This window comes from Burkholderia sp. BCC1644, assembly GCF_902833225.1.
GTDB lineage: Bacteria > Pseudomonadota > Gammaproteobacteria > Burkholderiales > Burkholderiaceae > Burkholderia.
The window spans coordinates 323,621-344,018 of the sequence record NZ_CADFEI010000001.1; the positions used below are offsets into that span (position 1 = coordinate 323,621).

Sequence of the window (20,398 nt, forward strand, 5' to 3'; positions counted from 1 at the left end):
TCACGAAAGAGCCTCAACGATGAAACACGACAGCAATGTGACCTCCACCATCGGCCACCTGATCGACGGCAAGCGCGTCGACGGCGGCAGCCGCGTCCAGCCGGTGTTCGACCCGGCCACCGGCGAATCGAACAAGAGCGTCGCGCTCGCCGACAAGCTGACCGTCGAAGCCGCGATCGCGTCCGCGCAGGCCGCGTTCCCGGCGTGGCGCAACACGCCGCCGCTGAAGCGCGCCCGCGTGATGAGCCGCTTCAAGACGCTGCTCGAAGAGCACGCCGACGAGCTGTGCGCGCTGATCACGGCCGAGCACGGCAAGGTGCTCGCCGATGCGATGGGCGAACTGCAGCGCGGGATCGAGAACGTCGAATACGCGACCTACGTGCCCGAGCTGCTGAAGGGCGAGCACAGCAAGAACGTCGGCCCCGCGATCGATTCGTGGAGCGAGTTCCAGGCGCTCGGCGTCGCCGCCGGCATCACGCCGTTCAACTTCCCGGTGATGGTGCCGCTGTGGATGTGGCCGATGGCCGTCGCCTGCGGCAACACGTTCGTGCTGAAGCCGTCCGAGCGCACGCCGTCGTCGACGCTGCGCATGGCCGAGCTTGCGCTCGAAGCCGGCCTGCCGCCGGGCGTGCTGAACGTCGTGAACGGCGACAAGGAAGCGGTCGACACGATCCTGACCGATCCGCGCGTGAAGGCCGTGAGCTTCGTCGGCTCGACGCCGATCGCCGAATACATCTATTCGACCGGCTGCGCGCACGGCAAGCGCGTGCAGGCGCTCGGCGGCGCGAAGAACTTCGCGGTCGTGATGCCGGACGCCGATATCGGCAATGCGGTGAACGCGCTGATGGGCGCCGCGTACGGCTCGTGCGGCGAGCGCTGCATGGCGATTCCGCTGGTCGTCGCGATCGGTGACGAGACGGGCGACAAGGTCGTCGCGGGGCTGAAGGCCGAGATCGAGAAGATGAAGGTCGGCCCGGGCAACGGCGCAGGCGTCGACATGGGCCCGCTCGTCACGCAGCAGCATTTCGAGAAGGTGACGGGTTTCGTCGAAGCCGGCGTGGAAGCCGGTGCGACGCTCGTCGTCGACGGCCGCAGCGTGAAAGTCGACGGCCACGACGGCGGCTACTACCTCGGCCCGTGCCTGTTCGACAACGTGAAGCCCGGCATGCCGATCTACCAGCACGAGATCTTCGGGCCCGTGCTCGGCGTGATCCGCCTGAAGTCGCTCGACGAAGCGATGGCGCTGATCGACGCGCACGAGTACGGCAACGGCACGTGCCTGTTCACGCGCGACGGCGAGGCCGCACGCTACTTCGGCGACAACATCCAGATCGGCATGGTCGGCATCAATGTGCCGCTGCCGGTGCCGGTTGCGTACCACTCGTTCGGCGGCTGGAAGCGTTCGCTGTTCGGCGACCTGCACGCGTACGGCCCGGACGCCGTGCGGTTCTACACGAAGCGCAAGACGATCACGCAGCGCTGGCCGTCGGCCGGCGTGCGTGAAGGGACGGTGTTCAGCTTCCCGTCGAGCCGCTGACGCGCTGCCTGGCTGCATGCGTCGCCCGCCAGGCGGCGGACGATGCAACGCGGCCGGCGAGATTGCGAACAGGCCCGCCCGGATCGACGATCCGGGCGGGCTTTTTCATGTCCGCGCGGCGGACGCCGAGGACGGTGGAACGATGCTTACGGCGTGACCACGTGCCACATGTCCTTGAAGTTGTCGCCGTTGCGATCGCCCTGTTTCATGTCCTTCGAGAAGAAGTACAGCGGCTTGCCCTTGTACGCCCATTGCGGGCTTCCGTCGTCGCGCTTGACGATCGTGTAGGGCCCGACCGGAACGTCGGTCGCACTGGCCTTGTAGGGTGGCCAGAAGGATTCGCACTGGCCCGAGCACGCGCTGGTGCCGGCGTTGGCCTTGTCCTTGTCGAACGTATAGACGGTCATCCCGTTCGCGGCGACGAGCGCACCGTTTTCGACTTTCGTGATCGAGCCTTGAGCCGACGCCGTAGCGGATGCAATGGCGAGCAGGGTGGAGCTGACGAGCAGCGCGGCTTTCATGAGGGCCTCCTGTAATCCGGTGGGCGGCCGCGATCGCGCACGGGCGAGCGTGCGCCAGGATCGCGATGAATGGTGCCGGAACGCGGTGCCGTCGCCGCCGGTGCGAGCGACGCAGGGTCGAATGGCGGCGAACGGAGCGCTCCATTCACGATAGGCGGTTTTTGGCGGGGCTGCGAGAACATCGGGGGCGCATCGGCCGCGTCTGCGTCACGCAATAGGGGGCGATCGCCGCCATGCTCCGCTTCGGTAATCGACATCCGTCCCCGCTTGTGCGCCGCGCGTGCCCGTGCGTCAGCGCCTCGCGCGATTGGTCAGCGCGACGCCTGCGATCACGAGTGCGCCGCCGGCCAGCATCGACGGCGACAGCGGTTCGCCGAGCAGTGCGACCGACAGCAGCACGCCGAACACGGGCACCAGGTTGGTGAACACGGCCGCGCGGGCCGGCCCGAGTTCGCGGATCCCCTGCGAATACCAGACGAATGCGACCACCGTGCCGATCGCGCCGAGATAGAGCATCGACGCGATGGCCTGCCACGTCAGTGGCGTGCCGCCGCTCGCAGACGAGCCGAACAGGTGCGCGACGATCAGCAGTGCGAGGCCCCACAGCGCCGCATACGTCGTGGCCGCGAGCGGCGACAGCCCATTGAGCGCGCGCCGGCCGATCACCGTATAGGCGGCCCAGCTCAGCACCGCGCACAGCATGAAGCGTTCGCCGGCGCCGAACGTGTTGCCGAGATCGGTCAGCACGCGCAGCAGGTCGCCGCGGCTGATCACGACGAGCGCACCGAACAGCGCGACGGCGATGCCGGCCCAGCGCGACAGCGACAGGCGTTCCCCGCGCACGACGATCGACAGCAGCACGGCGGTGGCGACCGGATTCAGCGCGACGAACAGCGCGGTGCGTCCGGCCGGCATTCGCGCGAGCGCCGCGAAAAAGCACACGTTGTACAGGAAGATGCCGGTCGCGCCGAGGCCGAAGGTCGTCACGATCTGGCGGCCGCTCAGTTTCGGCAGGCCGCCTTCGATCCTCCACGTCAGCACGACCAGCATCAGCGCGGCGATCGCGAAGCGGCCGGTGGCCGCCGAGGTCGCGGACATCGTCGCGGCGAGGATCCGGCCTGCGATGAACGTCCCGCCCCAGAACAGCGCGACGAGCGTGAGCTTCACGTAGATGGCCGCGTGCGGCCGGGTGGCGACGATGGCGGCGGGTGGGGCGGGAGCGTTCATGTGAGGTGGGTTCTCGAAAGGAAAGCGCGTGCGGCCATGCGTGCGCAACCGCGCGCGGCTGGCAATGCCGGGCCGACAGAAGGCCGGGCTGCAGGCTGATTCAGCGGGATGGGACCGGGCGCGGCGCCGTCAGCGAAACGCGGGCGCCGACGCGAGCGCGGTCAGCACGACCGGCATCGCGAGTGCCGCGGCGATCGTCTGGAACGCGGTGATGCCGGCCATCAGCGGCGCATCGCCGCCGAGCTGGCGCGCCATGATGTACGACGCCGACGACGTCGGCAGCGCCTGGAACAGCAGCGCGACCGTCAGCGCCGCGTCGCCGAGCCCGACTGCGCGACCGGCCGCGAGCGTGAGGAGCGGCATCGCCAGGAACTTGAACGCCGACGCGACGCACACGGGCCGCAGCCACGCCCGCGCCGCATCGAATTTCAGCGCCGCGCCGACGCACAGCAGGCCGAGCGGCATCGACGCAGCGCCGAGCGCGCGCACGGCCGGCTCGACGGCCGCCGGGAACGCGACGCCGCCGGCCTGCATCGCGATCCCGAGTACGCACGCGACGACGAGCGGGTTCGACAGGATCTGCCGGGCGAGCGCGCCCGCGCCGAGCCGCATGTCGCCATAGCGCGCGAATACCAGCACGCACATCAGGTTGACGGTCGGAACGATCGCCGCGACGCACACGGCCGCGAGCGCGATGCCTTTTGCGCCGAACAGCCCGGCGGCCAGCGCGGTGCCGACATAGTTGTTGAAGCGCACGGCGCCCTGGAACACCGACGTGAAGCCGGCGCCGTCGACCCGCACGAACGGGCGGACCAGCAGGAGAAGCGCCGCGGCGAGTGCGGTCGAACCGACCAGCGCTGCCGCGAGCGGTAAAACGGGCAGCGATTGCAGCCGCGCGTTCGCGAGGCCGTCCGCGAACAGCGCGGGCAGCAGCACGTAGTAGCACAGCCGCTCGGCCTGCGGCCAGAACGCGTCGGCGATGAAGCCCGTGCGCCGCAGGCCGTGACCGAACGCGACCAGCAGCGCGACCGGCGCCAGCGCGAGCAGGATCGGGCCGATCATCGGCGCGCCTTCGCGCGGGTTACGCGGGAACGGTGGCGAAGCGAGGCGGGAATCCATCCGGCGGGCAACATGGCGACACGCAATCGAAAGAGTGACGATGCCGCCAAGTTAACACGCACAAGCAACAGGAATAATTGTTAATTATCGGGTGTTCAATGAGAAATTCTCATCGATGACGCCGTGACTTCGGCGGCCAGCGCACGCGCGAAACGTTCGGCCGGGCGCGACTGGTGTTCGAGCAGCACGACCGCGCGGCCCATCTGCGGCTGGCCGAACGGCAAGCGCGTGACGGGCGGCAAGCGCGCGAGCGTCGAATCGGGGAGCGCGACGATCGCCGCGCCGAGCCCGCGCGCCACCATGCGCGCGATCGTCTCCGCGCTGTCCAGCACCATCTCTTCACGGACGCGCACGCCGATGCGGCGCAGCTCGGCGGCGATCATGCGGCCGGCCCACGCCTGCGCATCGAAGCGGATGAACGGCAGCGCGTCGAGCAGCGCGCCCGCGTCGCGTTCCGCATGGTCGGGCGGCGCGAGCAGCCAGAAACGGTCCTCGTACAGCGTGGTCCACGTCAATTCGGCCGGATGCGGACGCACGGGGCGCGTCGTGATCGCCGCATCGAGTTCGCCGGCCGCGACGCGGTTCGCCAACTCGGCCGACATGCCGGCCGATACGTGCACACGCAACGACGGATGCGCGGCGCGCAGCGCGAGCAGCGCGTCGGGCAGCGGGCCGGACAGCGCGGTCTGGATCGCGCCGATCCGCAGGCGGCCGACGAGCTTCTTCTCGTCGCTGAGCGCATCGGGAATCCGGTCGACCATCGCGAGCACCTGCTCGGCCTGCGCGAGCAGGATATTGCCGGCTTCGGTCAGCACCGGCTGCCGGCGCGACCGATCGAACAGCTGCACGTTGTATTCGCTTTCGAGCGTCTTGATCTGCAGGCTCACCGCCGATTGCGTGAGGCCGATGGCTTCGCCGGCGCGCACGAAGGTCCGGTATCGGGCGATGGCGACCAGTGTTCTGAAGGCGCGTAGTGACATGGGCGGAGTGGCGTGAGCGGCAGGGCCGGCATGCGGGTTGCTCGCGTGACGGGCCGCAGGAAGGCGGTGAACCCGGCGGGATGCGCAAGCGGGCAATCCAACCGGCAAGTTCGCGGACATCATGCCCGTGGCCGCCGAATCGGGCAACCGTGGCAGCGCCGGCGTGCCACGGCACGCGCGGGGGTTGCCCGCGGTGACGCTCGTCGGGGTGGTTGCCGCCGGGCGTGTTCCGCCGCACTATCCGAAGCGACGCGAGCGACGCTTGCGCCGATCGTTGAAGGAGGGCCCGACGATGCTGCCGAATCCCGGCGACGTGGCGCGTGCGTGCTACCGCGCATACGCCGACAAGGACCGCGACGCGATTGAAGCGCTGATTGCGCCGGATTTTCATTTCACGAGCCCGCTCGACAACCGGCTCGACCGCGACACCTATTTCGCGCGCTGCTGGCCGAACAGCGCGATGCTCATGCGCTTCGACTTCATCGACGTCGTCGCGCACGGCGATCACGTATTCGTCGTGTACGAGGCCGAAACGCGTGACGGCAAGCAGTTCCGGAATGCGGAGCGGTTGCGTGTCCGCGATGGACGGATCGTCGAGGCCGAGGTGTATTTCGGCTGGAATGTGCCGCACGATGCGCGTGACGGCGAGTGCGTCGAACCGCGCGGTTGAGCGCGGACTACACCCACAGCCGGTACATCCAGAACGATTCGTCGTCGATGAAGCGCTGCGTGAATTCGCTCGGCGAGAATCCCGTGATGCGCTTGACCTCGCGGCTCAGGTGGGCCTGGTCGGCGAATCCTTCGTCCAGCGCCAGCGTGGCCCAGTTGAACGCGGCGCCGGCTTCGAACCGGTCGCGCGCCGCGAAGAACGCGCTTTCCGTCCTGACGAGCGCCTGCCATTCGCGCAGCGACCGGCCGCTGTAGGTCTTGATACGCCGTTCGACCTGACGCGGGCTGTGCGTGCCGCGCCACTCGCGCGCCTGCAGCGCGAGGCGCTCGACCCAGCTGCGCCCCGCGTTGCGGAGCGACGACAGCGCCGTCGCGGGCCGCAGCGCCTGCCAGCGAGGCGCCAGATGGCGATCGATCGCGGCCAGCACGTCGGCGTCGCGATCCGCGCCGATCAGTGCATCGAGCAGCGGATGCCAGTCGCGGCCGAGGCACGCGTGCGCGTCGAGCACGCGGTCGTGGATCTCCGGCAGCGCGATGCCGAACAACGTTCGCGCGGCATCGGCGGTGAAACAGATCATGCCGATCAGCCCGCCCGTCGGCGCCCACGCGACGGTGGGCGCCGAATGGCTGCCCGACAGCGTCGCCGTCGCGCCGAAGGGGCGCCATTGCGGGCCGTCGGGCGAGGGTTCGATGAAGCCGACGTCGAGATCCCGGTACCACGACACGCAGACGAGCGGCGTGGCCGGAAAGTGCGAAAGCCGTTGCGCGTCGCTCAATGCGACGCCGCGCGTGTCGCACAGGACGATCGCGACCACCGCGCCTTGCAGCGCGGCCGGTGCGGGATGCAATCGCGCATGCGGCGACCGCACGCCACCCGCGACGCGGGGCGCGCGGGCAAGCGGATCGGGACAGGACGGCGGAATCGATGGCGGGCCGGAGAACATGACGCCGCAGTATAGGGACCGCTCCGACGCGTGTCGATGTCGTTTGCGTTCAAGACCGCTCGCGCGCCGATGCGGAGAATCCGGCGCATGAACACACGATCCTCTTCCCAATGTCCCTTCCACGCGGGCGCCGCTGCGCCGGCGCCCGTGCTTCACCCGCCCGGCGTATGGCCGCCGGGGCCGCCCGCCGGCCTGACGGGTTGGGGGTTGCTTCGCACGATGTCGCGCGACCTGATCGGCACGCTTGGCGGCTGGCAGCGCACCTACGGCGATGTCGTGCACTTGCGCGTGTGGCCCGAGCATGCCGTGGCCGTGACCGATCCGGCGCTCGTGCGCGAGCTGCTGGTCACGCATCACGATGCGCTCGGGCGCTGGGAGCGCGCCACCCGCGTGTTCGCGCAGGTCCACGGCCACAGCGTGCTGGTCGCGGAAGGCGACGCGTGGCGCGACAAGCGGCAGGCGCTGCAGCCGAATTTCATGCCGAAGCCGGTTCAGGCGTTCGTTCCGGCGATCGCGGCGACGGCCGGTCATGCCCTCGCGCAATGGCCCGCGCGCGATCCGGACTGGCCGATCGAAAGCGCGCTGACGTCGCTGGCGATGGACGTGATCATGCGCACGATGTTCTCCGATACGATCGGCGACGATGCGCGCGCAGCCGAGGAGGCCGTGCGCGTGGTGAGCGCCGCGGCCAACGCGGCGTTCTACCAGCCGGTGAACACGCCGAACTGGGTGCCGTGGAAGCACCGCACGGCACGCGCGATGGCGGTGCTGAAAGGGCTGATCGACCGGCAACTGCATACGCGCCTGGACCGGCCCGAGCATGCCTGGCCCGACGATCTGCTGTCGCGCCTGTTGCGGCTGCATCGGACGGATGCGCGGAAATGGCCGCTGCAGGCCGTGCACGACGAATGCGTGACGGCGTTCCTGGCCGGTCACGAGACGACCGCCGGGGCGCTGACCTGGTGGGCCTGGTGCATGGCCGCGAACCCGGCCGTGCAAGCCGCCGCGCGCGACGAAGTGTCCCGCGTGCTGGGCGGTCGCGCGCCGTCCGCGGAGACGCGCTCGTCGTTGCGCTACCTGTCGCAGACACTCGACGAAACGCTGCGCCTGTATCCGTCCGCGCCGATCCTGATCAGCCGTCGCGCATCGCGGCCGATCGCGCTGGGCGCGTGGCAGTTTCCCGCGCGCACGCTGTTCATGCTGCCGCTGCAACTGATGCAGCGCGATCCGCGATGGTTCCCGGAGCCCGATACGTTCCGCCCGGAGCGCTTCGCCGACGATGCGCCGGCACTGCCGCGCGGCGCGTACATGCCGTTCGGCACCGGCCCGCGCGTGTGTCTCGGGCAGCATCTGGCGATGACGGAGATGACGGTTGTGGCTGCAATGGTGCTGCAGCGCTACGTGTTGTCGGTGCCGCCCGGCATGACGCCGCCGCGCGAGGTGCTGAACGTCACGCTGCGGCCGCAGCAGGCGTTGCATCTGGCGATCGCGCCGACGGGGCTGGCGGCCGATGCGGGCTCCGAATGATGGAGGCATGAACGGTCGATTCGGCCCGGCCTGCATCGCGCGAACGATTGCCGTTCGCGCGATGCGGTGTCATCGAATCGTCGGAATGTGACTGCGTGCCGGCAAATGCCTTCGGCGCCACTGGCGCGGCATCGCGCAGCACCTATGCTTGAAGGGCCCAAGCCGGGCGGAGCCCAAGGAGGATGGTCATGCGCATGCTTCTCAACATACGAATCCCTCACGAGCCGTTCAACACGCTGGTGCGCGACGGCAGCGTCGGCGACGTGATCGCGCGAATACTCGAAGCGGTCAAGCCGGAGGCCGTGTATTTCACGGAGCAGAACGGCGGGCGCGGGGCGGTCGTGATCGTCAATCTGGATGATCCGTCGCAGATCCCGGCGCTCGCGGAGCCGTGGTTCCTGATGTTGAATGCAGACTGCGAGTTCCGCGTGGTGATGTTGCCGGACGATCTCCGCAACGCCGGGCTCGCGCAAATCGGCGCGAAGTGGAAGTAGCGGGAAGCAGCGCATGTCCGTGCTCCCGCTCGACGACCGGGCGGGACGCATGGTGCGGCGCTCGCGCGCCGACTATCGCGCAGGCTGCGACGGCTCGATGTTTTCCGCTTGAGGGCTTTTCGGTCGCAATATCAACAACAGCCCGCTCAGTGCCGCCGCGACGACGAACACGAAAAAGAACCGCTCGTTCCATTGATACTCGCTGGCGGACGCCGTGCCACCGTGATTCCCGGCCGTGGCAGCGATTTCCAGCAGGAACGTGAAGACCGCCGGCACCGGCGCGGAGCCCAGGTAGGCCAGGAACGCGAACTGCAGGCGGCCGCGGGTCAGGATCGACCAGATGTCCTTGCCCATCAGGCAGGCGATCAGCACCACCGGCGGCACGAGCACGAGCGATGCGGCGCTGATCGCGCATAGAACCAGCCAGCCAATTCCAATGATCGGAATGAGTGACATGAGTCGGGATTCCTGTTCTGGGGCAATCGTGTGGTCGATCGGGCGTCCGCATCGGCGTCAGCAAACGACCCAGGCATGCGGCACTTGACGGATAGTGCCCGATTCCGCGCCTGTTGCCATCCGTGCCGATCGAGGCGATCACCCGGCTGCGTCTTCCCCCAGCGCCTGGATGAATCGCGAAAACAGCTCGGGCTGCGACGAAATCCCGAGCTTCGCGTACAGATGGCGCCGATGCACCTTCACCGTTTCGGGTGAGATGGCCAGCCGCTCGGCGATCGCCTTCGACGAATTGCCGCGCAGCACCATTCTCGCGATCGACATCTCGCGGTCGGTCAGCACACCCGCGCCGAAACGTGCGAGCGCCTGCTCGACGCGCGCGCCGAGATCGGCATCGGGCGTCGCGCGTGCGGCGTCGCCTACCAGCCGCCAGTGCTGCCGCATCGCCGCGAGCACCCACGGCATCGCGGCCGTCAGCTTGCCGAGCGGCTCGACGTCGAAGCGCGCGGTCGCGCCGAGCGACAGCGACAGCAGCGTGTCGGCGCTCGGCCGCACGAGGATCTGGATCTCGTCGTCGCCGACCGCATCGCGGAAGTAGCTGAGGAAATATTCGCTTTGCCGGAACAGGTCGGGCGCGACTTCCTCGAGCCGGTAGCAGCCGTCGGCGAGCCCGTCGTGCGCGGCCTGCAGGAACGGGTCGAGCAGATACACGCCGTTCAGGTAGAGCGGCACGGGCGACGCTGCGTCGGTGCCGCCCGCGTCGTATTCGTCGAGCACGAGCGGCACGCCGTCGCGGCCGACCGCGGTCGCGAGCGCGTTGTCGAACGGCACCATTTCATTGAGCAGCAGCACCAGGAACCGCCAGAAGCGCGGCTGGCCGAGATGATCGATTGCGCGGCCAAGCGCCTGGTGCATCGCGATTTCGGAAAAGAGACGATCCATACCACCACCGGAAGGGCGTAACACGAAGGGGGAATAGCGGTCCTGAAATTGGCTTCCTAGACTGCCAGGCAATCAATCGGGCCCGAGTATGGGTGTTCAAAAAAGAGCAGCAAAGGAGCACAGGAGAACGAAATGGCGATGATGTCGGAATCGACGGGCACCGTGCAAGCGGTACCTGCCACGGAGGACGCGCCGCGCGCGCTGTCGCAGACGCTCAGCGTGCGCGACGTGGTGATGATCACCGTATCGGGTGTGACACCAGCAAGCTCGATCTTCGTGATCGCGCCGTTCGCGATCCAGCAGGCGGGCAGCGGCGCCGTGCTGTCGTTCGTGCTCGGCGGCGTGCTTGCGCTCGCATTTGCGCTTTGCTACGCGGAGCTCAGCGCCGCACACCGCAGCGCGGGCGGCGAGTACGTGATGGCCAAACGCGTGTTCGGCACGCTGCCCGGCTATCTCACCTTCATCACGGTGCTGTCCGTCAGCGTGTTCATTCCGGCCGTGCTCGCGAGCGGCGCCGCGCCATACCTGAATAACGCGCTCGGCACGCACTTCAGCAACCAGTCGGTCGCGCTGACGATCGTGCTGCTCAGCTATCTGCTCGGCATGCTGAACATCAAGACGAACGCGTGGATCACCGGCGCGTTCCTGGTCGTCGAGATCGGCGTGCTGATGCTGATTGCAGGGCTCGGCTTCGGTTCGCCGCATCGCGGCGCCGACGTGCTGATCGCGCCGGTCGTCGCGAGCGGCAACGCGCTCGTGCCGGCGACGCTCGCGGCCATCGTGCCGGCGATCGGCACCGCGATCTTCTGCTACAACGGCTTCGGCTCGGCCGCGTATCTCGCGGAAGACCTGCGCGGCGGCAACCGCAATGTCGCGAAGGCGGTGATCTATTCGCTGCTCGTGATCCTCGTCGTCGAACTGGTGCCGCTCACCGCGATCGTGCTCGGCGCGCCGTCGCTGACGGAACTGACGAAGAGTGCCGACCCGATCGGCTATGTGGTGCGCTCGCTGAGCAACCCGGCGGTGTCGCGCGTGGTCAGCGGCGGGATCTTCCTGTCGGTGTTCAATGCGATCATCGCGATCGTGATCACGATGGGCCGCCTGTTGTACAGCAGCGGCCGGCATGCGCTCTGGTCGCGCACCTGCAACCGCGCGTTCTCGACGATCCATCCGCGTCTCGAATCGCCGTGGCTTGCGACGATCGCGCTGGCGGTGCCGTCGGCGGGGCTCGTGTTCGTGTCGAGCCTCGACGAGCTGACCGCGTTCACGGTCGACCTGCTGCTGCTGATCTACCTGGTCGTCGGGCTGGCCGCGCTCGCGAGCCGGTTCGTGCGCCGCGACGTCGAGCATCATTACCGGATGCCGCTGTGGCCCGTGACGCCGCTCGTCGCGGTGGTGGGCGCGGCCTACACGCTGTACACGACGCTGGCGACGGCAACGAAATCGACGGACCTCGTCATCATCGCGGGGCTGCTGGTCGCGGCACTCGTGATGTACGGGGTGTGGGCACGCCACAGCGAAGCGTTCCGTGCGCTCTGAGCGCCGGATCGACACCTTGCAACATCGACATACCGAACCACTGAAAGACTGGAGGAACTGCATCATGCGCACGAGGGATCTCGGCATCCGCATCGGACTCGGCACGCCGGGCCGCTTCAACGCGATCACGGACGTACCGGGCGTGCGGGTCGGACATTGCACGCTGAACGTCGAGAACGGCGACGCATCGATCCGCACCGGCGTGACCGTCATCGAGCCGCGCGCGGGCGCCGCGCACGATTCGCCGTGCTTCGCGGGCGTGCACGTGCTGAACGGCAACGGCGACGCGACCGGGTTTGAATGGATCCGCGAGGCCGGCCTGCTGACGACGCCGATCGCCTATACGAACACGCACAGCGTCGGTGCGGTGCGCGACGCGCTCGTCGCGAACGAGCGCGAAGCGGCGGCCGGCCGCGTTTACTGGTGCATGCCGGTCGTGATGGAAACTTACGACGGGCTGCTGAACGACATCTGGGGGCAGCATGTGAGCGCCGCGCATGTGCAGCGCGCGCTGGCCGCCGCGCAGTCGGGGCCGGTTGCGGAAGGCGGCGTGGGCGGCGGCACCGGGATGATCTGCCACGAGTTCAAGGGCGGCATCGGCACCGCGTCGCGCGTGCTCGCGGCCGACGCGGGCGGCTGGACCGTCGGCGCACTCGTCCAGGCGAACTACGGTGTGCGCGAGATGCTGCGCGTCGCCGGCTACCCGGTCGGCGAAGTGCTGGGGCATGTGCATTCGCCGTTCCGCGCGCCTGACGCGAAGGGCGAGGCCGGCATGGGCTCGATCGTCGTGACGATCGCGACCGATGCGCCGCTTCTGCCGCATCAATGCACGCGCCTCGCGCAGCGCGCGAGCGTCGGGCTCGCACGCGTTGGTGGCGGCACCGAGGATTCGAGCGGCGACATCTTCCTGGCGTTTGCAACGGGCAACGACGGCCTGCCGGCGGCGAACTACGGCAGCAAGGGCGCACCGACCACCGGCGTGCAGATGGTCAACAACGACCATATTTCCGCGCTGTTCGTCGCGGCGGCGGAAGCGGTGGAGGAGGCGATCGTGAATGCGCTGGTCGCGGGCGGCGACGTCGAATCGCGCGGTGCGCGGGTCGAAGGGCTCGGGCAGGCGCGCTTGCTGGATGCGTTGCGCGAAGTGGGATGGCGGCCGGGGCGCGGCGCCTGAAACGGCAAGCGCCGCTTCAAATGAAGCGGCGTGGAACGGGGCGGCGATGCGGGGATCGGTCGGGCCGCGATCGGTCGGGCCGCGATCGACCGGTCCGCCGTCCGCCCGCGCATGCGATGCATGCAATGCGGGCGATGCGGGCCTGGCCGTAACGACGCGGCGTCATGCTCAGCTGCCGAAGTAGATGTTGCAGAAGCTGACCGGGCCGACACAGGCGTTCGGGTCTTCCTGCTTCGATTGCGAACGATCGACACGGCCCGCGGCCTTGACGGCTTCGGCGCGGTTCGCCTGTTGCGGTGCGGCGTCTGCCGGTGCCGGCTGTGCGTGGGCGACAGCAGCGGTGAGCGACAGGGCAACGAGGGCGAGGTGAAGCGGCTTCATTTTGGTTTCTCCTGGGTGAGTGCCAGTCTCGCTGGCAGTGAGGAAACTATAGGCTCGCACTGCTTAAAGATTAATCACCGGGGCTGTAGAGCTTATTTCCATCCGGAACAAGGATCCCGTTGCGCCCGCACCGATTCTCAATGGCGGTGCCGGTTGAACGGCGCATCCTTGTCCAGCAGCGCGCTGCGCATGAAATGCAGGCAGCCGACGATCCGCTGCATGCTCCGGCGCGCATCGGGCACCGCGTACCACGCCTGCAGCGTGTGCTGCGCCGCGCGGATCGCGAGATTCACCGATTTCAGCGTGCGGGCGTGATGGCCGGGCGTCGGATCGTCGAAGAAGCGCGGCAACTCTTTCAGCACCGCATCGATCGACGCGGTCCAGCGCAGCGTCTGCGGCGGTTTCGATGCACTGAACGCCTCCAGTTCGTCGCGCAGGTCGATCACCGCATGGCCGACCTCGAGTGTCGACAGCATCCAGCGCATGGCGTCGCGGTGCTGCCGTGTCCGCCGCACGAGCAGCGTGCGCAGTTGCGCCATCAAGTCGTGCGTACTCGACTGGAAACGCTGCGCGAGACCGTCCGGCGCGCCTTCGCACGCGAGCGTGACCTGGCGGCGCAGGTCGTGCGCGATGCGGCCCGTGAGCCATGGCATGTGAGTGGGGAATACGACCGCGAACACGAGCGAGCACGCGAGCATCGCGATGACGATCGCCAGCCCGTTGTTGATCAGCACTTCGGGCGTATACGCGATCGCGTTGTCGGGGCCTGCGAGCAGGCAGAAGAACACCGCGAAGCCGATCCCGTAGCCGGACAGGCCGGGCCGCATGGCAAGGAAGGCACCGAGGCCGAGTACCGGCGCGAGCGTCGCGCACAGCAGCGGGAAGCCGTCGATGTTCGGATACACGTAGCACAGGAACCCGTAGCCGACGGCCGTCGCGAACGCCGCGCCGACGCTCATCTGCGCGACGAACTTCGGTGCGCGCGGCGACGTCGAGCTGAGTGCGCACGCGATCGCGGTGGCGATCACGGCGAGCGGGCCGCTCGGCCATTCCGACGCGATCCAGAACGCGCTCATCGCGCCGACGGCGACGATCGTGCGCAGGAACGCGAAGCCGACGAAGAACGAATTGGTCTTCACCGCGTAATGCGTGACGGAGCGCTCGAACGCATGATCGTCCTGGTCGAGCGACGCGTACGTATCGGCGTAGCCGAGGTACTCGCCGATGAAGCGGTACAGCAGTTCGATCGCGGTGTCGAAGTCGAGCAGGCCGCCGGCCGCATGCGCTTCGATGGTGCGCCGCGACGCACGGGCGGCTTTCGGCAACGCGCTGTGGAAACGGCGCAGTTCGAGCAGCGCGCCGGTGGCCGGCGTGACGCCGTGCTGCCGCTCGTCGCGCAGTGCCGCGAATCGCAGCGCGAGCGCGTCGACATGCGGCGCGAGCGCATCGAGCACCGCGTCCGAATGGTTCGCGCGCAGGCGTTTGACGAGCTGGTGCAGCGCATGGAGCCGCGTGCACGCATTCATGAACTCGCTGTTCAGCCGTGCGAGCCGGCGGCTGCGCGCGCGAATGTGAGGATCCTCGAACGACGCGAACGCACGATTGGCCTCGAAGCCGACGATGTCGTCGACGAAATCGGCGAAGCGCCGCTCGAAATCGCCGCGCGCGACGTCGCCCGCGAGCGCACCGGCCGTGAACGTCGCGAACGTTGCATGGCGGATGCCCAGCGAGCGCATCAGCGCCTTCGCGGAGCTGAGCGGCAGGATCAGCGCGCTGACCGCGCCCGAGCACGCGATGCCGAGCGCGACTTCCGCGGCGCGCGTGAGCGCGGACTGGAACAGCGTCTGCGGCGTCATCACGGCCGGCAAGCCGATCAGCGCAGCCGTATAGCCGGCGAGCACGAAGCCGTACCAGCGGAAATGGCGGTTGCGCACCGCGAGCGCGATGCAGCCGCCGATCCACAGCGTGATACCGGCCATGTACAGCTCGGGCTGCTGCGCGAACAACCCGCCGAGCGCGAGCGCGGCGACGAGGCCGGCCGCCGTGCCGAGCACGCGGTAGAAACTCTTCGCGAACACCATCCCCGACAGCGGCTGCATCAGCACGAACACGGTCGTCATCGCCGTGCGCGGCTGCGACATCTCGAGACGCATCGCGATGCCCATCGCGAGCAGCGCCGCGAGCACGGTTTTCGCGAGGTGCAGCCAGATCAGCCCGTCGCTCGCGGCCCAGTCGCGCGCCGCGTCGCCGAGCGGATCGAGCCATGTCCTCCATCGTGCCGGTTCGATGGAAGGTTGCTCGATCGCAGGTTGTGGCTTCATGAAAAGAGGGGGCCGGTACGGGGCCGGGCACGGTGCCGCGGCACATCCGAACGGGTCCGTTCGACTGGTGAGGCGCCGATTGTAGGAGCGCGGCGCCCGTGCATTAACGCAGCTGCGGGGAAACGATAGTTGCAGCCGGAGTAACAATCTGTCGCATCCAGTGGAGGAAAATAGCGGTTCCGCTACAGGTTGCTCACAGGAATGGATACCCTACAAAACATGCGGGTGTTTTCGCGCGTCGTCGAGACGGGCAGCTTCACTGCCGCTGCGCAATCGCTGAATTCGACGACGGGCGCGATGTCACGCGCGGTGTCGGAACTCGAGGCGCGACTGCGCACCCGTCTGATGAATCGCTCGACCCGCCGTCTCGCGCTCACGTCGGCCGGCGAAAGCTATCTGCGGCGCTGCCGCCAGATCCTCGCCGACGTCGACCGCGCGGAAGAAGAGGCGAGTTGCGCGCACGAACGGCCGGCCGGCGTGTTGCGCATGCACAGTTTCGCGAGCGTCGGGCATCACTACGTGTTGCCCGCGCTGACGCGCTATCACGCGCAGTTCCCGGACGTGTCGATCGAGCTGTCGCTGTCGCAGCGCATGCCCGACCTGTTCGACGGCACGAGCGACATGGCCGTCGTGACCGCGTCGTCGCTGCCCGATTCGGAACTCGTGTCGCACCTGCTGGGCTCGACGTTCAGCATCCTGTGCGCGTCGCCCGACTATGTGAAACGGCACGGCGTGCCGGCCCGTCCGCAGGATCTCGCCGCGCACGCGTGCCTGACGCTGTGTACGCCCGCGTTTCCGACGCACGAGTGGGTGCTCGAAGGGCCCGAGGGCGTCGAGCAGATCCACGTCGCGGGGCCGGTGCAGACCAATACGGCCGAATCGCTCGCGCTCGCGATCCGCGACGGCATCGGGATCGGCATGCTGCCGCTGTACTCCGCGATCGACGCGTTGCGCGACGGCACGCTCGTTCGCGTGCTGCCCGCGCACATCCTGCAGAAGATGAACGTGTACGCGCTGTATCCGTCGCGTCGCTTCGTCGATGCGAAGGTGCGGACCTGGGTCGAGATGCTGCGTGCCCAGGTGCCGGGAATGATCGCGCGCGACGTCGAGATGCTGAACGCGATCGATCGCGAACCGCAGGCCGCCTGAACGCCGGGCGCTGCCTGGCGCGTCGTTTCTTTCCGGCTTCTTCACGCACGAGCGATACATGCCTTGCCCGCGGACGCGGGCGAGGCGCTTCGTCACGCCATCACGGCGCGGGCTTCGCGGTCGCGCCCGATTCGGTTGCCGGCTGGCCGGCCGGGCCGTACGCGGCCTGCGCCGCCTTGTGCTCGGCGAGACGCTTCGCCTGCAACCGTTGCTGCGCGGCCATGATGTCCTCCGGATAGTTGTCGGCTTCACCGCGCGCCGGGTTGTAGCCGACCGACTCCAGATCGATCAGTTCCTGCAGCACCTGCGCGCGCGTGACGGGCGACGTGGCCGACTGGGCGAACGACAGGGCCGGTGCGGCAAGCAGGACGGCAGCCGCGGCGGTAACGACGAGCGATTTCACGAGGTTCTCCTGAATACGGGGTGGGTGGCCGGATCGATGCGCGATGCAAGACCCGAGCTTCGACGCCAGTCTACGTAGCGGCTGCACGCACAAAAACCCCGATTCCCGGCAGGCTGCCTTCCAGATGGAACAACATTGGCGCGTCGCCCGCGGCGAACGAACGCGTGGGCGAATACACGTTCGTGGCGGGCGGGCGACGCGGCATCGCACAGGTCAGAAGCGCGTGCGCATGCCGATCGTGCCGACGACCTGGTTCGCCGTGCTCGATGCGCCGCCCGACGTGTTGATGAACGCCTGATAGCCGCGGCCGGACGCATGCTGAACCATCGCTTCCGCGTACAGGTCGGTGCGGCGCGACAGCTTGTACACGGCCTGCAGGTCGACCTGGTGCCACTTCGGATCGGTACCGTGCTTGCTGTCGGGATTCGACACGCTGGCGTCCGTGTACACGTAGGCGGCGCCAAGGCTGACGGCCGGCGTGACCGCATAGCGCACGTTCACGTCGTAGTTGTTGAACGCGACCTGGCCGGTGGAGCCGAACGAGCCCGTGTTGTCATACTGCGAGCGCGTATAGACGAAGCCGACCGTCGCCGGGCCGAACACGTAGCTGACGCCGCCGCCGTACGTGCGCATGCGGTCCGAGCCGATCGACCAGCCGCCCTGGCTCACGCTCTTCGCTTCGGCCGAATCGGTTGCGCCGGGGCTCGCGCTCGTCGAGCCCTTGGTGCCGTTCATCTGCAGGTAGGCGCCGGCCAGCTTCAGCGGGCCGTTGGTATAGCTCGCCGCGACGCTGTATGCGCGGTTGGCGCTGAAGCTCGTCGAGTTGGAGAACGCGTACATCGCGCCGACCTTGAAGCCCGCGAGCGACTCGCTCGTGTACTTGACCGCGTTGTTGATGCGCAGCGAGTGATTCAGGTTGTCGTTGTCGAACGGATGCGCGAAGCCCGCGTCGCCGAAATCGCCGGCCGTCGCGGACAGCGGCGCGACGAAGTCGACCATCGTGTCGTACTGGCGGCCGAGCGTCAGCGTGCCGTAGCCGGCCTGGCTGAGGCCGATGTATGCGTGGCGGCCGAACAGCTTGCCGTCCTGGCCGAGACCGCCGTTGTTGACGTTGAAGCCGTTTTCGAGCACGAACAGTGCCTTCAGGCCGCCGCCGAGATCCTCGGTGCCGCGCACGCCGAAGCGGCTGCCGTTGACCGTGCCGCTGGCCATGCGCCACTGCGACGCGCCGTTCACGTTGTTGGTGTACGCGATGCCGGCGTCGATCAGGCCGTACAGCGTGACCGAGCTTTGCGCATGGGCGAGCGGCGCGAACAGGGTGGCGGTGCATGCGCCGGCGATCAGGGTTTTTTTCATGGTGAGGCTCCTGCGTGTGGGACGGGAATCAAAAGTTCGGCGCAAGTATAGGAATGCCCTGCGCGTGCGAGGCCGCCGGCGCGGCGAGCGCACCTTTCCGGATCCGGCAAGAGTCCTTCACAAAACTGACATGTCGCGCCGCGTGCACCCGAGGCAGGCGGTTTTCGCGTGATGGCCGACACGCGGCTTCCGTTCGGCGCGGCCCGGTTGTCGTGTCGATGCAACATGCGCGGCGCGTGCGCGCATCGATGCTTTTCATCCATACTGGTCACCCGGATCGCACGGCCGCCGACGCAGATCGCGCGGCGGTCGACATGCATACAACAAGGGGCCTCCACATGAATCTGTTCAACGTACGCCTGCGTGGCCGCGACGGCCTGTTCACGATCGGCATCGACGGCGGCACGATCGCGCGGGTCGATGCGCAATCCGCGCCGCTCGCGCCGGCGAATCCCGGCGATATCGACGGCGGCGGCCGTCTCGCGATTCCGCCGCTCGTCGAGCCGCATATCCACCTCGACGCGGTGCTGACGGCCGGCGAGCCGGCATGGAACATGAGCGGCACGCTGTTCGAAGGGATCGAGCGCTGGGCCGAACGCAAGGCGACGATCACGCACGAGGACACCAAGACGCGCGCGCATGCGGCGATCGGCATGCTGCGCGACCACGGGATCCAGCACGTGCGCACGCACGTCGACGTGACCGATCCGACGCTCGCCGCGCTGAAGGCGATGCTGGAAGTGAAGGACGAGGCGCGTGGGCTGATCGACCTGCAGATCGTCGCGTTTCCGCAGGAAGGCATCGAGTCGTACGACGGCGGGCGCGCGCTGATGGAGCAGGCGATCGACCTCGGCGCGGACGTCGTCGGCGGGATTCCGCATTTCGAGAACACGCGCGAGCAGGGCGTCAGCTCGATCGGCTTCCTGATGGATCTCGCGGAGCGCACCGGCTGCCTCGTCGATGTGCATTGCGACGAGACCGACGACCCGCATTCGCGCTTTCTCGAAGTGCTCGCCGAAGCGGCGCGCGTGCGCGGGATGGGCGCGCGCGTGACCGCGAGCCACACGACCGCGATGGGCTCGTACGACAACGCGTACTGCTCGAAGCTGTTCCGGCTGCTGAAGCGCGCGGGCCTGAACTTCATCTCGTGCCCGACCGAGAGCATCCACCTGCAAGGCCGCTTCGACACGTTCCCGAAGCGGCGTGGCGTCACGCGCGTCGCGGAGCTTGACCGCGCCGGGCTCAACGTGTGCTTCGGGCAGGATTCGATCAAGGATCCGTGGTATCCGCTCGGCAACGGCAACATCCTGCGTGTGCTCGATGCCGGCCTCCATATCTGCCACATGATGGGTTACGAGGATCTGCAGCGCTGCCTCGACTTCGTGACCGACCACAGCGCGACGGCGATGCATCTCGGCGACGGCTACGGCATCGCGGTCGGGCGTCCGGCGAATCTCGTCGTGCTCGACGCGGAAAGCGACTACGAAGCCGTGCGGCGGCAAGCGAAGGCCACGCTGTCGGTCCGCCATGGGAAGGTGATCATGCGGCGCGAACCGGAGCGCGTGACGTATCCGGATTGACGCGGAACGCGGGGGCTCACGGCGCCCGGTCGATTTCATGTATTCGTGAAATGCATGAGTCGATTCTAAAAATACGTTTGTC

General features: G+C 68.1%; 19 protein-coding genes. 8 read left to right on the forward strand and 11 right to left on the reverse strand.

Features of this window, described 5'->3' with window-relative positions:
- Positions 1-19: 19 nt before the first annotated feature.
- Positions 20-1,537, forward strand: a complete 1,518-nt coding sequence (locus HWX87_RS01385) for a CoA-acylating methylmalonate-semialdehyde dehydrogenase (RefSeq protein ID WP_176045306.1) — start codon at positions 20-22, stop codon at positions 1,535-1,537.
- Between the two features lie 146 nt (positions 1,538-1,683).
- Here the strand turns inward: HWX87_RS01385 and HWX87_RS01390 are convergent, their stop codons facing one another.
- The 4 genes from HWX87_RS01390 to HWX87_RS01405 form a co-directional block, all read right to left on the reverse strand.
- Positions 1,684-2,058 carry a hypothetical protein gene (locus HWX87_RS01390; protein WP_176045307.1) on the reverse strand — a complete coding sequence of 125 codons (375 nt, stop codon included), beginning with the start codon at positions 2,056-2,058 and terminating at the stop codon, positions 1,684-1,686.
- Positions 2,059-2,349: 291 nt separating this feature from the next.
- Positions 2,350-3,285 carry a DMT family transporter gene (locus HWX87_RS01395; RefSeq protein WP_176045308.1) on the reverse strand — a complete coding sequence of 312 codons (936 nt, stop codon included), beginning with the start codon at positions 3,283-3,285 and terminating at the stop codon, positions 2,350-2,352.
- A gap of 129 nt (positions 3,286-3,414) precedes the next feature.
- Positions 3,415-4,347, reverse strand: a complete 933-nt coding sequence (locus HWX87_RS01400) for an AEC family transporter (RefSeq protein WP_176045309.1) — start codon at positions 4,345-4,347, stop codon at positions 3,415-3,417.
- A 152-nt stretch (positions 4,348-4,499) separates the two neighbouring features.
- Positions 4,500-5,384 carry a LysR family transcriptional regulator gene (locus HWX87_RS01405; RefSeq protein WP_176045310.1) on the reverse strand — a complete coding sequence of 295 codons (885 nt, stop codon included), beginning with the start codon at positions 5,382-5,384 and terminating at the stop codon, positions 4,500-4,502.
- A 292-nt stretch (positions 5,385-5,676) separates the two neighbouring features.
- Here HWX87_RS01405 and HWX87_RS01410 point away from each other — a divergent pair, with 292 nt between their 5' ends.
- Positions 5,677-6,054: a nuclear transport factor 2 family protein gene (locus tag HWX87_RS01410; protein WP_176045311.1), complete on the forward strand. Its 378-nt coding sequence runs from the start codon at positions 5,677-5,679 to the stop codon at positions 6,052-6,054.
- A gap of 7 nt (positions 6,055-6,061) precedes the next feature.
- Here the strand turns inward: HWX87_RS01410 and HWX87_RS01415 are convergent, their stop codons facing one another.
- Positions 6,062-6,997, reverse strand: a complete 936-nt coding sequence (locus HWX87_RS01415; protein WP_176045312.1) for an AraC family transcriptional regulator — start codon at positions 6,995-6,997, stop codon at positions 6,062-6,064.
- Positions 6,998-7,084: 87 nt separating this feature from the next.
- On the opposite strand from HWX87_RS01415, the gene HWX87_RS01420 reads away from it, so the two are divergent.
- Together HWX87_RS01420 and HWX87_RS01425 are read left to right on the forward strand one after the other, a co-directional pair.
- The gene (locus tag HWX87_RS01420) at positions 7,085-8,524 is read left to right on the forward strand and encodes a cytochrome P450 (RefSeq protein ID WP_176045313.1); all 1,440 of its coding nucleotides are present in this window, start codon (positions 7,085-7,087) and stop codon (positions 8,522-8,524) included.
- A 188-nt stretch (positions 8,525-8,712) separates the two neighbouring features.
- Positions 8,713-9,018: a panthothenate synthetase gene (locus tag HWX87_RS01425; RefSeq protein WP_176045314.1), complete on the forward strand. Its 306-nt coding sequence runs from the start codon at positions 8,713-8,715 to the stop codon at positions 9,016-9,018.
- Between the two features lie 72 nt (positions 9,019-9,090).
- Here the strand turns inward: HWX87_RS01425 and HWX87_RS01430 are convergent, their stop codons facing one another.
- Both HWX87_RS01430 and HWX87_RS01435 read right to left on the reverse strand, forming a co-directional pair.
- On the reverse strand, positions 9,091-9,474 hold the full coding sequence (locus HWX87_RS01430; protein ID WP_176045315.1) for a hypothetical protein: 384 nt from the start codon (positions 9,472-9,474) through the stop codon (positions 9,091-9,093).
- 138 nt (positions 9,475-9,612) lie between these two features.
- Positions 9,613-10,413: a helix-turn-helix transcriptional regulator gene (locus HWX87_RS01435; RefSeq protein ID WP_176045316.1), complete on the reverse strand. Its 801-nt coding sequence runs from the start codon at positions 10,411-10,413 to the stop codon at positions 9,613-9,615.
- A gap of 132 nt (positions 10,414-10,545) precedes the next feature.
- Here HWX87_RS01435 and HWX87_RS01440 point away from each other — a divergent pair, with 132 nt between their 5' ends.
- Together HWX87_RS01440 and HWX87_RS01445 are read left to right on the forward strand one after the other, a co-directional pair.
- On the forward strand, positions 10,546-11,952 hold the full coding sequence (locus tag HWX87_RS01440) for an APC family permease (RefSeq protein WP_176045317.1): 1,407 nt from the start codon (positions 10,546-10,548) through the stop codon (positions 11,950-11,952).
- A 64-nt stretch (positions 11,953-12,016) separates the two neighbouring features.
- Entirely contained in the window at positions 12,017-13,126 is a 1,110-nt protein-coding gene (locus tag HWX87_RS01445) for a P1 family peptidase (protein ID WP_176045318.1), read from the forward strand.
- 168 nt (positions 13,127-13,294) lie between these two features.
- Here the strand turns inward: HWX87_RS01445 and HWX87_RS01450 are convergent, their stop codons facing one another.
- Entirely contained in the window at positions 13,295-13,507 is a 213-nt protein-coding gene (locus HWX87_RS01450) for a hypothetical protein (RefSeq protein ID WP_034191451.1), read from the reverse strand.
- Positions 13,508-13,644: 137 nt separating this feature from the next.
- Positions 13,645-15,828 carry an FUSC family protein gene (locus HWX87_RS01455; RefSeq protein WP_176045319.1) on the reverse strand — a complete coding sequence of 728 codons (2,184 nt, stop codon included), beginning with the start codon at positions 15,826-15,828 and terminating at the stop codon, positions 13,645-13,647.
- Positions 15,829-16,029: 201 nt separating this feature from the next.
- Between HWX87_RS01455 and HWX87_RS01460 the strand changes: the two genes are divergently transcribed.
- Positions 16,030-16,977: a LysR family transcriptional regulator gene (locus HWX87_RS01460; protein WP_176045320.1), complete on the forward strand. Its 948-nt coding sequence runs from the start codon at positions 16,030-16,032 to the stop codon at positions 16,975-16,977.
- Positions 16,978-17,077: 100 nt separating this feature from the next.
- On the opposite strand, the gene HWX87_RS01465 is transcribed toward HWX87_RS01460, so the two are convergent.
- The gene (locus tag HWX87_RS01465; RefSeq protein ID WP_176045321.1) at positions 17,078-17,380 is read right to left on the reverse strand and encodes a DUF4148 domain-containing protein; all 303 of its coding nucleotides are present in this window, start codon (positions 17,378-17,380) and stop codon (positions 17,078-17,080) included.
- A 213-nt stretch (positions 17,381-17,593) separates the two neighbouring features.
- Positions 17,594-18,736, reverse strand: a complete 1,143-nt coding sequence (locus HWX87_RS01470) for a porin (RefSeq protein ID WP_176045322.1) — start codon at positions 18,734-18,736, stop codon at positions 17,594-17,596.
- Positions 18,737-19,074: 338 nt separating this feature from the next.
- Here HWX87_RS01470 and codA point away from each other — a divergent pair, with 338 nt between their 5' ends.
- Positions 19,075-20,316, forward strand: coding sequence for a cytosine deaminase (codA, locus tag HWX87_RS01475; protein ID WP_176045323.1), 1,242 nt, complete (start codon positions 19,075-19,077; stop codon positions 20,314-20,316).
- Positions 20,317-20,398: the final 82 nt, after the last annotated feature.